The sequence below is a fragment of the Deltaproteobacteria bacterium genome, from assembly GCA_020845895.1.
In the GTDB taxonomy this organism is placed as follows: Bacteria; Lernaellota; Lernaellaia; order JACKCT01; family JACKCT01; genus JADLEX01.
Window position 1 is genome coordinate 67,978 of record JADLEX010000017.1, and the last position, 11,262, is coordinate 79,239.

Below are 11,262 nucleotides of genomic sequence, written 5' to 3' on the forward strand. Positions count from 1 at the left end.
GACGTGTTGGAACGAATGTGGGTGATGCTTCTTGCGATGGCCATGCTGTTCGCGGGGTGCGGCGACGACGACGACGATTCGGCCTCATCGGGCGATGATGATGTCGCGGACGACGATGTTTCGGACGATGACACCGACGACGATGTCTCCGACGACGATGCGACGGACGACGACGCCGACGACGACGCCGACGACGATGTCCCGCCGCCTCCGGGATGCGACACGCTGACCGAGGGCCTCAACTCGATCATGGTCGATGGGCGTCCACGAAGCTTCTACCTCGATCTCCCGGACGGCGTGGCCGAGAGCTGGCCGTGGCCGGTGGTCTTCAACTGGCACGGCTTCGGCGACACCGCCGCGAACATGCGCCAGCTCGTCCAGAGCTTTGTGAACGGTCCCGACTACACCTTCATCGGCGTCACGCCCGAGGATTCGTCGATGCTGCTTGACTGGGACATCATCGACGGCGCGGGCCCGAACAACCGCGAGGTGCTGCTCTTCGATGCACTCATCGAGGAGATCGACACGTGCTACGGCGTCGATTGGGACCGCGTGCACTCCATCGGGTTTTCGCTGGGCGGCGCGATCTCGGATCTGCTCGGCACCGTGCGCGGCGATATGATCGCGTCCATCGCGACCTACTCGGGCGGCTACGCATCGAATCCGCTCAACGCGTTTCCGTACGCGATCGCCAACTGGCCGGATCTGACGACCGAAAATAAGTACGTCGAGATGCGCGTTCACGGCGGCGTGCTCGACTGGATGATTATGCCCTTCGGCCAGTACGGCGAGAACGACGCGCCGTTTCTGAACGAGCGCGGCCACGATTACGTGGAATGCGTCCACCCGTACATCCACAACATGGGCACGCTTTTCATGGGTCCCGATACATTGCTCCGCTTCTTGGCCGATCACCCGTACGGAACCCAGCAGACGGTTTACGACACGGGGTTTCCGGAAGGGTATCAGGACACCTGCGTCGTGAATTTCGCGCAGTAGTCCAGTCGGATCGCGCCGAAGCGCTCAGGCGCCGCGCAGCATCACGAGCGTCATCTGAAAGCGCCGGCAGGCGTGCAGCGCGTGCGGGATTCCTGCGGGCATGAGGATCATCTGTCCCGCGTGCACGCGTTGCGTCTCGCCGCCGATGGTGATGTCGCATTCGCCGTCGGTAATCTCGACCAGCGCGTCGAAGGGAGCGGTGTGCTCCGAGAGTCCCTCGCCCTCGTCGAAGGCGAACACGGTGACGTTGCCCACGGCGTTTTTGTGGACGATGCGGCTCACCACCGCGCCGTCGGCGTATTGGACCAGATTCGCGCGTTCCACGGGCACTCCCGGTGGAACTCGTCCGCGATCGGATTTCGCGTCACTCATGTCCAACCCCCTTCCAGCTGCCGGCGATGGCGGCATGGAACGCGGCCAACAGGACGCGCGCCCGCGGCTCGTCCATGCCCCGATGATGATACACGCCGTAGAGGAGCTGTGTCTCCTCGCGCAGATAGACGGGGAGCTCCACGAGCGTGCGTACGATCTCCTCGTCGGTCACGCCCACCTGCTCGGGCCGGTATGCGACCTGCACGGATTCCAGAAAATTGACGATCCGGTCGACCGGCTGCCCCTGATACAGAGACGTCAGCAGCACAGCAAGGGCGATCAGTTCGCCGTGGAGGAAGTGGCGCCGCGTGATCGACTCCAGGCAATAGGCGAAATAGTGCTCCGATCCCTCTTCCGGGCGACTGTTGCCGTTCAACTCACACAGTCGGACTTCTTCGGTATAAAGATCGCCGAGGAGGCGAATTGCGGACTCGTTGCAATCGCGGATGTCCTCGGCGGCGGCGAAGAGTCGCTCCAGAAGCGCGCGGGATTCGTCCGCCCGTGAAGTGTCAAAGCGTTCGCCGATTTCCCGTTCGGCGAGCTTCCAGTCCCACGGCGCGGTGTGGATCGACAAAATGTCGCCGATCCCCGCGCGGTTGAGCGGCTTGGGTGCGCGCTCAACCAGATCGAAATCGACGAGCAGATGACGCGGATACACCTCGCCGAGGTAACGCACGCGGTGATTCACGCGCACGCCCACGGCTTTGGTGAACGCGGCATCGACCGACAGGATCGACGGCATGAGCACGAGGTCGGCGCCGGTGCGCCAAGAATACATTTTCGCTGCGTCGCAGGCCGACCCGCCGCCGATGCCGAACACGGCCTTCGCGCGAGCCGTCCGCTCGATGCGAGCTTCGATATGGCTTTGCTCCATCGAGTCGGGGATGACCACCTCCGCCGGCGGGCGCGAAAACGCGGGCTCGACGAGTCCCCACGCCTCGGGCGCGCAGAACACCACGCAGTCGTCTTTCAGATCGCGCTCAACGGTCGACAGCAGGTTTCGACCGTAATGGGGCAGGGCTTGTCGGGGCATATTCAACGGGGGCCTCGGTGCGGTGGTTCATGCCATCAACGACCTGTTTTACGAAATATGACACTGACTGACAATTCGCAAAATCGCCGATCTTCGCGCGCCGACGAGGTCAGGCAGCATGGCGAAACCGTGATCGGCGTGTGTCTTGCGGGAAACAAGTCGCACGGGGAGGGGGATGGATCGTCGTGCGGACCGGAAATCCGCTAAACTAACCGCCATGCCTGAGTGGAGTTTGATCGGAGGTCTGTCGTGAGCGCGTTCCGTTTCGTACGGCATTTGATGGTGTTCGTGGTCTTCTTCGCCTGTCTGGCGTCCTGCGCAGACGACGATGATGACGACGATTCCGGGAGCGCGGGTACAACGGATGATGATACCGCAACCGACGATGACGCGTCGATCGACGACGACACGTATCCCTGCCCCAACGACGACGCCTGCTCCGCGGACCAGGTTTGCCGAGACGGCGCATGCCGCGATCCGATCTACCCCGCGATCAACCCCATCGCCTATCGCCAAGTAACTGCCGACGACCCGGACGAAAACATGATCGTCAACGGTCGACTGATCCGACCGGCGGGCGAAAGCGTCCTGCTCGGCACCTTTCCGACCCGCATGGCCGTCCATCCCTCGGGAAACGTGATCGCGGTCAACGAAAACGGGTTCGGCACGGTCACGGACCCGGACGACTGGGAGGACAAGCGGCACCTGCTGCGGATCCTCGACTCCGAAACGCTCGACGTACTGCGGACCGTCCCGATGCCGGGGCGTTCGATGTATATCGGCCTGCGTTACTCGTCCGACGGCGGACTTCTGTACGTGTCGGGAGGCCAGGACGAATCGGTGCACGTATTCGATTCGACGAATCCGACGGACCCCGAGTTCGAGCGCAGCATCGCCACGCCGGGCTGCTACTCGGCCGATCTCGCGATCGACGAGAGCGAAAACATCCTGTACGTCAGTTGCGACCCCACGTCCCAGATCATGACGGTGGACCTCGACACCGACCTGGTCGTCGACACGCGAGCGATGGGACTGCGACCGTACATGCTCGCCCTGTCTCCGGACGGTTCGCGTTTGTTCGTCGGCAACTGGGCCTCCATTCACCAGAAAACCGTGGGCGATCCCGTCCACGTGATCGATACCGCGAGCGGGGAACTGATCGAGTCCGTTCACGTCGGTCTCGGTCCCGAGGGAATGGTGTTTTCCGCGGACGGACAGAGCCTCTACGTCGTGTGCAACCGTTCCGACGAGGTCGCCGAGATCGACGTGGCGACGCTGCAGGTCATCCGCACGATCCCGCTTTACGAGGGCGCCGGGAACCTGACCGGGCTCTCCCCCACGTTCGCCGCACTGTCGCCCGACGGCGACACGCTCTATGTCTCCGGTGCCGGAGACAACGCGATTGTGCAGGTCGACCTGCCCTCGGGCGAGGTCGCCGGACGGATCCCCACCGAGTGGTATCCACTCGATGTCGCGATTTCCCCGGACGGCGAATCGATTTACGTGCTCAACGGCAAGGGACGCGGCGACGGACCGACGGAATACGAGGGAGAAGGTTTTCCTTCGGAAAACCGCGACCAGATCGGGCGCCAGCTCTTCGGATCGATTTTTCAGATCCCGGTTCCGGATGCGTCCACGCTCGCCGAGTACACGCAGGCCGTGCGCGACAACAACACGCGCCAGTCGCTCTACTTCGACTTCTCGAACGGCAACGACACGCCGGTGCCTTCTCCGGGTGAACCACGGGAATCGCCGATCAAGTACGTGTTCCTCATTCTCAAGGAAAACTTTTCCTTCGACTGCGCGTACGGAGATTTCGAACCCGTCAACGGCCGCGCCGACTACACGCTGTGGGACGAGACCATCGTACCCAACCAACGCAGGCTCGCCCGCGAGTTCACCATTCTCGACAACTTCTACGCGGACGCGGAGAGTTCGGTGGACGGTCACCAGTGGGCCGCGGCGGGGATCGAACCGGACTTCATGGAGAAGAGCTGGGTGCTCAACTACGCCGGTTACGGCCTCCCGTCCTCGGTCACGAGCCTTTCGCCCGGCGCCATGCCGGAGTCGCTGCTCTTTCTTCCGCACCTGATCGAGAACGGACTCTTCGTTCGCGCTTACGGCGGTTTCGACAACTTCGGACTCCAATCGGTCAATCGCTATCGGCGTAACATCGCCCTCTGGTATCCCCAGTTCATCACGCAGAACTTCAAGGACGAGGACCGGGCGCGCATCTTCATCAAGGAATTCGAGTCGCGGGTCGAAAGCGGCACCGTGCCGACGCTCTCATACATCTATCTGCCCAACAACCACGCCTTCGGTCTGTCGATCGGCGCGCTCACGCCGCAAAGCTGGATCGCGGACAACGACGTCGCGGTGGGCATGGTGGTGGATGCAATCTCCCGGAGCCCCGTCTGGCATCAGAGCCTCATCATCGTCTTCGAAGACGACTCCCAGCACGGGTTCGATCATGTCGATCAGCATCGCTCTCCCGTCCTCGCCATCGGGCCGTGGGTGAAGCGTGGCTATGTTTCCAGCGTGGCTTACAGCATGCCCAACATCCACAAGACCGTGGAGCTGATTCTGGGCGTCGATCCGATGCATCGTTTCGACGGCCTCGCGACCGGCATGTACGATCTGTTCGTCGCCAGGAAGGACACGACTCCTTTCGACCACGTCGAACGACAGTATCCCGACACGGTTTTCGAAGGTCCGAAAAGCGCGCTCACGGATCTCTCATCGCAGCTCGATTGGGCGGACATCGACCGAAATCCGCGAGCGGCGGAACTCTTCTGGCGCTATGTCCGTGGCACCGATCCGCCGACGCGCAAGGCGACTTTCCGCGTGGTGGACGACGATTAGGTCAGCGGTTTGTCGCGGAATCTCTCGCCGAATTTCGCGCGCAGGAAGCGCTCCTCGCGGCGAATGCGCCACGCGATCGCCGCGGCGAGTCCGGCGAGCGTGATCCATGTCCACGTCAGACGAAACGCGAAGATGAGGCCGAGCGCCACGGCGAGATTGCCCCAGTAGATGGGGTGCCGGACGTACGCGTAGGGACCCGCGTGAATGATCGTCTGATCGGGCCGGTCGTTTTGCGCCGTGGGTGCGTAGTTTTTTCCCAGGTGTCGCTTCGCCCAGAACGTCCACGCGAACGCGACGACGACGAGGGCTTCACCGAGGTGCGTGTCGATCCCGCTTGGGAGCGAATTCATCCGCGAGATCTCGGTCAGCATAGCCGCGAGAAATACGGAGAACGCGACGAGGATCGCCCAGTAAGTGGGATCGGTCGGCGGCGGTTCGGCCAGTCCGCGCGGGCCGCGCATGAACAGGAGCGTCCGAAAGTGCAGCACGATGGCGAGCGCGGCGATGACGGCGAGGATCTTGGCGAAGGCGATCATGCCCCGAACTTGTAACACACCTGTCACGCGCGCAAGGGGGCGGCAGACCCTCGCGCGATTGTCACCGCGCCGCGCGTTGTCTATAACGGCAAACGCCTCCAACACGCGGGACGGTTCATGGCGATACGTCGAAAAGGCGCATCCGGCGCGATGACTTCGGATTCCACGCGGCCCTATCCGGGCGCGCTGATCGTCGTCGAGGGTATCGACGGCTCGGGAAAGAGCACGCAGCTCTATCTCCTCAAGCGCTGGCTCGAAATCGGCGGCTACAAGGTTCACTTTACCGAGTGGAACTCGTCGCCGCTCGTGAAAGCGTCCACGAGGCGCGCAAAGAAGCGCCAGGCGCTCACGCCCACAACGTTTTCGCTTCTGCATGCGGCCGATCTTGCGGATCGCGTCGAGCGGCAGATTCTGCCGCTGCTGCGAGGCGGATATCTCGTGCTCGCCGACCGCTACATCTACACGGCGTTTGCGCGCGACGTCGCCCGCGGTTGCCACGACGAGTGGGTGCGCAACCTCTATCACTTCGCGCCGATTCCCGACCTGACGCTCTACTACCGGGCACCGCTCGAAGTCTCGCTCGGGCGCATCCTCTCGGGGCGACCCCAGCTCAAGTTCTACGAGGCGGGGCTCGATCTCGGTTTGTCCACCGATCCCATCGAGAGTTTCCGGCTCTTTCAGGCGCGCATCATGGATCAATACGACGCCATGGTGGAGACGGACCGATTCGTGCGGATCGACGCCGAGCGGCCGGTCAACGAGTTGCAGGCGCTGACGAGAAAGATCGTGACCGATCGCATTCGACTCGAGGCGTTTCACGCCAGGCCCGCGCGGGCCAAGTCCGCCGGCGCAAAAAAAGCGGGGGCGTGAGATGGCGTCGAAGAAGAAAGACTCGGCCGCGTCGTCGCTTCGATTCTTCGGCAGTCCGCTCCCCGGGATCGAGCCGGGCGACTGCCCCGGCAAGTTGATCGTGCTCGAAGGCACGGACGGCTCGGGCCGGTCGACGCAGATCGCCCTGCTCACGGAATGGCTGGAGTCGCAGGGGTTCGCGGTGCAGACGATGGGGTTGCGCCGATCGCTGCTGCTCGCCGACAACATCGACGACCTGATTGCGCACAACGTCATCACGCGAACCACGCTGGCGCTGATGTACGCGACCGACTTCTACGACTCGCTCGAGAACGTCATCATTCCCGGAATGCGCGCGGGCTCGGTGCTGCTCGCCGACCGCTACGTGTACACGCTCATCGCGCGTGCGGTGGTGCGGGGACTCGACCGCGCATTCGTCGAAAAGATCTACGAGCACGCCCTCGTTCCCGATCTGACGTTTCGTCTGGAACTCTCGCCGCAGATTGCGTTCGAGCGCGAGTTCCGCAAGGCGCAGGCGATCAGCTACTGGGAGAGCGGGCGGGACATGAACCTGTCCCCGGACCTCTTCGATTCGTTCATCAAGTACCAGACCATGGTGAAGACGCAGTTCGATCGCATGGCGAAGCGGTATGAATTTGTGAATGTCGCGGCGGACGCCAGCATCGCGCAGGTCAACCTGCAACTGCGCCGTCGGATCGCGTCACTGCTGGGCATTCGCGGTACGGCATTCCGTCCCTCGGGCGCTCTGGCGCACCTTCTGCGTTGAGGACCGGCAGCGTGAACGAGCCGGTCAACATCGCCGCCATCGACGCCGGCACCAACGGCATCCGTATCGCCATCGTCGAGGCGAAAAACCCGACGGATCACTACGTGCTCGAGCGCGACCGGGTGGCGGTGCGGCTCGGGCATCACGTCTTCACGCGGCGTAACTTCGACCCGTCGACGATCGCCGAGGCCGAAAAGGCGTTCGCGCACTTTCGGGCGCTCTTCGACCGGTACAACGTGCAGAAGTACCGCGCCGTGGCGACGAGCGCCGCGCGCAATGCGCGAAACCGAAATGCGCTGGTGGACGCCGCGTGGAACGCGGGAAAAATCGACCTCGAAGTCGTCAGCGGCACCGAGGAAGCGCGGCTCGTACGCACGGGTGTGCTGGCCCAGCTTCCCGAAGACGTTTCGCCGCGACTGATTCTCGATCTAGGCGGCGGGAGCCTTGAATTCAACCTGCTGCGCGACCGCAACCTCGAGTACGCCGCCACGGTGCCGATCGGCGTGGTGCGTTTGCTCGAAACCTTCGACGCCACCGACGCGATCTCCGCGGCGAAAGAAGAAGCGCTTCGCCTGTTCATCATCGAAAAACTCGCGGCGCACTTCCGCGAGACGCCCGATGTGAGCGGCGGCGACATCATCGCCTGCGGCGGCAACGCCGAAGCGCTCGCGGCGATCACCGGCGGCGTCGCGGGGCGCTACGGTCGCGCGCTCGACATGGCGAAACTGCGCCGACTGCTTCGCCCGCTGCTGCGCATGCGCGTCGAGGAGCGCATGGCGCTCTACGACATTCGCCGCGACCGCGCCGACGTGATCGACATCGCCGCGCTGATTTTTCTGACCATCGGGCAGTGGCTCGGCGCCTCGAGGTTCTGGGTGACGGGCGGGGGCGTGCGTGACGGCCTGATCGATGATCTGGTGCGTTCGCACTTTCACGCAAAGCGAAGGCCGTCCGATCGAGGCCGTGCGAAACTGCTCGTGGCCAGCTGCCGCGATTTCGGGCTGCGGCACGGTTTCGACGATCGCCACGCCGATCACGTGCGCGGTCTCGCCAAACGCCTGTTCGATCAACTCGCGCCCCTGCACGGCCTGCCGCGCGACTCGCGGGTGCTGCTGGAGATGGGCGCGATGCTCCACGATGTCGGCCAATGCGTGAACTACCGCGACCACCCGCTACACGGCGAATACCTGATCCGCCACGGCGACATCGCGGGGCTCGGAGGCGTGCCCGAAGACATGGTGGCGTGCCTCGTGCGCTTCCACGGGAAGCAGGACCCGGCGCTGGACGACGAGACCTTCACGCGGCTCGATGAAAAGCATCGGAACGAGCTTTGCGCCCTGCTGGCGATTCTTCGCATCGCGGATGGTCTCGATTGCGAGCATCGGCAGGCGGTGGTTTCCGTCGAGGTGAAGATTTCGGCCGGCAAGGTTGATTTCACGGCCAAACGTCAGGGCCCGTCAAAGCTCGCGATCTGGGGCGCGAGGCGCAAGGACAAGCTTTTCGAGCGCGTGTTCGGCCGGAAGGCGACGTTCAAGTTCGCGTCGTAACGGGGGAGCGCCATGCGGCTTTTCATCGTGCGCCACGGCATCGCGATCGACCGCGACGATCCGGCATGCCCGGCCGAAGCCGAGAGATTCCTCACCGATGAGGGGACCGAGAAGACGCGCCGCGTGGCTCGGCGGATGCGCGCGATCGGGCTGGAGGCCCGGCAGTGGTACACCAGCCCCTATGAGCGTGCGCGGCAGACCGCGACGATCTTCGCGGATGCGCTCGGCACGGCGAAGATCTCGCTAACGGAGACGGCCTCGCTCTTGCCCGATGCGGACCCCGCCGCGTTCATCCGCGAGCTTCGCCGCGACAAGTCGCAGACCGCCGTCGCGTTCGGCCATGCGCCGCACCTCGACGTGTTCATCGCCGCGCTGTGCGGCGCGGGCTCGCCGATCACCGATCTGAAAAAGGCAGGGGTCGCGTGCGTCGATATCGTGTCGTTCACGCCGCTCGTCGCCCGACTGGTCTGGCTCGTCGCACCGAAGCTGCTGAACCTGACCGAAAAGTAACGTCGCGCATCACGCCGGGCGCGCGGGCGTGCAGCGCCGTCGCCATTCGTCTCGCGCCGTGGGGTAGGCGCGGATGAAAACGAGGGCCGCGATCACGCCCGCGGCGATGCGCACGGGACGCAGCGCGGGCAGGGCGCTTGTCAGAATCGCGACGGCATAAGCCGAAAACAGGATGATCCATGATCGGCGCAGGAATCCGGGCTTCTGGCTCGCGCGTTTGCGATATGCGTCGAATCGCGGCAGCGTCCACCACAGCGCGGAGAGCACGAGCGCCGCGCGGATCCACTGCACGGCCGCGAAATCGAGGGGTCCCTTGTCGAGAAACGGCGTCGTGAGGGTGAAGAGGCCGATGAAAATCCAGTGGAAGATCAGGAAGTCGAGCGACAGCCGCCCGAATCCCTCGACCGTTCGCGCGAACGGCCCGGCGACGCGTTTGGGGTAGAGATAGCGAAACGTGAGCAGCCAACCGGTGTAGAGCGGCACGATCTGCACGAAAAACTTGAGATCCATACGGAGCACCATGTGCGTCCGCGCGTTGTACGTCATCTCGGGCATGAAGTGCGAAACGACCGCCAGCGCGAGGCACCCGACGCCAAACGCGACCAGCCACGCACCGCGCAGCCGCTCGATGAACGCGCCGAGGATGACGTAGCCGCACGTCGGCACGATGCCGAACATGCAGTACCAGTATTTGTGCGGATGGAGACGGTCGAGCGCGTCGCGTGTGACCTCGCCGTGGCCGGCCATCATGTGCCACGCGAAATTCGCGCGTACGGAAGGATCGACCTCGATGACGGCGGCGACGGCCAGATAATACGCGCCGATGAAGCCGAGACCGATCGCGGCGAATACCCAGGTCGGTACGCGCGCGTGATGGAGCAGGTACGCGGCGAGGACGCCCACGCCGATAGCCTGCACGACCGAGGTGAATGGGCCGGAGCCTTCGAGCAGGTTGTAGCTCCAGCCCATCACATACAGGCCGAACGCGGTGTAGGCGAAGAAACGCAACGTGTCGAACCCGGGAATTCGCCCGAGACGCGAGGCGATGAGGCCGACGTTGGAGCCCGCGAGCATCAGAAAGCCCGCGGAAAACAACTCCGCGTAGGAAAAGAGAAAGAGCCGCGCGGTCTCATCGCCCTTCATCGGCGCGACGGAGTGCATGAGCAGGTGCGCGGCGACCATCTGGACGACCGTGAATCCGCGGTAGAAATCCAGGTAGCCGAGTCGGTCGCTTTTCGCGGCGGGTGCGGGCGTTGGCGTCATCGTCGATCGGTGAAACTACGGAGCACCCAAACTACGTGCGGGCTGCCGCGTCGTCAACGCGGATGCGACTTTGGCAGAGCTTGCCGGACGTCTCGACCGCAAAAACGCACCGCCCCGGAAACCCAAACGGGTTTCCGGGGCGGCGTGGTTCAGGAATGGATTATTCGCAGCCCGTCGGCGTCGGGTTGGTTTCGTACTCGCCGCCGTAGACCAGGTACGTCATCGTCACCGACGACGCGAAGACCTGCGGCACCATGGTGTCCGTGATGTCCGTTTCGTCCACGGTCGCGGTGAAGTCGTACGGGCCATCCGCGGGCACGTTGAAGAGCATGAAGCTCGAGTTCAGCGGATGCGTCGAGGTGCGCGTCAGGCTCGGGCCGTTCTCGTCGGAAAAGTACACCGTGTTCTGGCCGGAGTCGTTCGTCACTTCGGCGCAGCCGACCATTTCCGTCGCGGTCCCGCCGTTCCACAGCACGAATCCCAGCACGATGCCGTCCTCCGGGT

Annotated in this window: 11 protein-coding genes; 6 read left to right on the forward strand and 5 right to left on the reverse strand. The window is 63.9% G+C overall.

The annotated features are described in order from the left end of the window. Positions 1 to 3 precede the first annotated feature (3 nt). On the forward strand, positions 4 to 999 hold the full coding sequence (locus IT350_02075; GenBank protein MCC6156811.1) for a hypothetical protein: 996 nt from the start codon (positions 4 to 6) through the stop codon (positions 997 to 999). Between the two features lie 24 nt (positions 1,000 to 1,023). Here IT350_02075 and IT350_02080 read toward each other — a convergent pair whose 3' ends face one another. Continuing rightward, positions 1,024 to 1,371: a cupin domain-containing protein gene (locus IT350_02080; protein MCC6156812.1), complete on the reverse strand. Its 348-nt coding sequence runs from the start codon at positions 1,369 to 1,371 to the stop codon at positions 1,024 to 1,026. After that, positions 1,364 to 2,410, reverse strand: coding sequence for an iron-containing alcohol dehydrogenase (locus IT350_02085; GenBank protein MCC6156813.1), 1,047 nt, complete (start codon positions 2,408 to 2,410; stop codon positions 1,364 to 1,366). Before IT350_02085 ends, IT350_02080 begins: the two co-directional genes overlap by 8 nt. 243 nt (positions 2,411 to 2,653) lie before the next feature. On the opposite strand from IT350_02085, the gene IT350_02090 reads away from it, so the two are divergent. Continuing rightward, entirely contained in the window at positions 2,654 to 5,266 is a 2,613-nt protein-coding gene (locus IT350_02090; GenBank protein ID MCC6156814.1) for a bifunctional YncE family protein/alkaline phosphatase family protein, read from the forward strand. Here IT350_02090 and IT350_02095 read toward each other — a convergent pair. Further along, positions 5,263 to 5,802 carry an isoprenylcysteine carboxylmethyltransferase family protein gene (locus tag IT350_02095; GenBank protein MCC6156815.1) on the reverse strand — a complete coding sequence of 180 codons (540 nt, stop codon included), beginning with the start codon at positions 5,800 to 5,802 and terminating at the stop codon, positions 5,263 to 5,265. The genes IT350_02090 and IT350_02095 overlap by 4 nt on opposite strands. Before the next feature lie 150 nt (positions 5,803 to 5,952). Here IT350_02095 and tmk point away from each other — a divergent pair, with 150 nt between their 5' ends. From tmk to sixA, 4 genes are read left to right on the forward strand one after another with little or no spacing between them, the layout of a single operon-like run. Continuing rightward, positions 5,953 to 6,672: a dTMP kinase gene (gene tmk / locus IT350_02100; GenBank protein MCC6156816.1), complete on the forward strand. Its 720-nt coding sequence runs from the start codon at positions 5,953 to 5,955 to the stop codon at positions 6,670 to 6,672. Position 6,673: 1 nt separating this feature from the next. Continuing rightward, complete coding sequence (locus IT350_02105) at positions 6,674 to 7,438, forward strand: thymidylate kinase (GenBank protein MCC6156817.1); 765 nt, start codon at positions 6,674 to 6,676, stop codon at positions 7,436 to 7,438. A gap of 11 nt (positions 7,439 to 7,449) precedes the next feature. Then, complete coding sequence (locus tag IT350_02110; GenBank protein MCC6156818.1) at positions 7,450 to 8,985, forward strand: hypothetical protein; 1,536 nt, start codon at positions 7,450 to 7,452, stop codon at positions 8,983 to 8,985. A 12-nt stretch (positions 8,986 to 8,997) separates the two neighbouring features. After that, a complete protein-coding gene (sixA, locus tag IT350_02115; protein ID MCC6156819.1) occupies positions 8,998 to 9,495 on the forward strand; it encodes a phosphohistidine phosphatase SixA in 498 nt (165 codons plus the stop codon). 9 nt (positions 9,496 to 9,504) lie between these two features. Here the strand turns inward: sixA and IT350_02120 are convergent, their stop codons facing one another. Then, positions 9,505 to 10,758, reverse strand: coding sequence for a hypothetical protein (locus IT350_02120; GenBank protein MCC6156820.1), 1,254 nt, complete (start codon positions 10,756 to 10,758; stop codon positions 9,505 to 9,507). A 160-nt stretch (positions 10,759 to 10,918) separates the two neighbouring features. Next, complete coding sequence (locus IT350_02125) at positions 10,919 to 11,245, reverse strand: hypothetical protein (GenBank protein MCC6156821.1); 327 nt, start codon at positions 11,243 to 11,245, stop codon at positions 10,919 to 10,921. Positions 11,246 to 11,262: the final 17 nt, after the last annotated feature.

What these genes read in the sequence shown, in the direction of transcription:
- IT350_02120 (MCC6156820.1), bottom strand. Translation starts at nt 10,758, where the DNA reads ATGACGCCAACGCCCGCACCCGCCGCGAAAAGCGACCGACTCGGCTAC.
- tmk (MCC6156816.1), top strand. Translation starts at nt 5,953, where the DNA reads ATGACTTCGGATTCCACGCGGCCCTATCCGGGCGCGCTGATCGTCGTC.
- sixA (MCC6156819.1), top strand. Translation starts at nt 8,998, where the DNA reads ATGCGGCTTTTCATCGTGCGCCACGGCATCGCGATCGACCGCGACGAT.
- IT350_02095 (MCC6156815.1), bottom strand. Translation starts at nt 5,802, where the DNA reads ATGATCGCCTTCGCCAAGATCCTCGCCGTCATCGCCGCGCTCGCCATC.
- IT350_02080 (MCC6156812.1), bottom strand. Translation starts at nt 1,371, where the DNA reads ATGAGTGACGCGAAATCCGATCGCGGACGAGTTCCACCGGGAGTGCCC.
- IT350_02105 (MCC6156817.1), top strand. Translation starts at nt 6,674, where the DNA reads ATGGCGTCGAAGAAGAAAGACTCGGCCGCGTCGTCGCTTCGATTCTTC.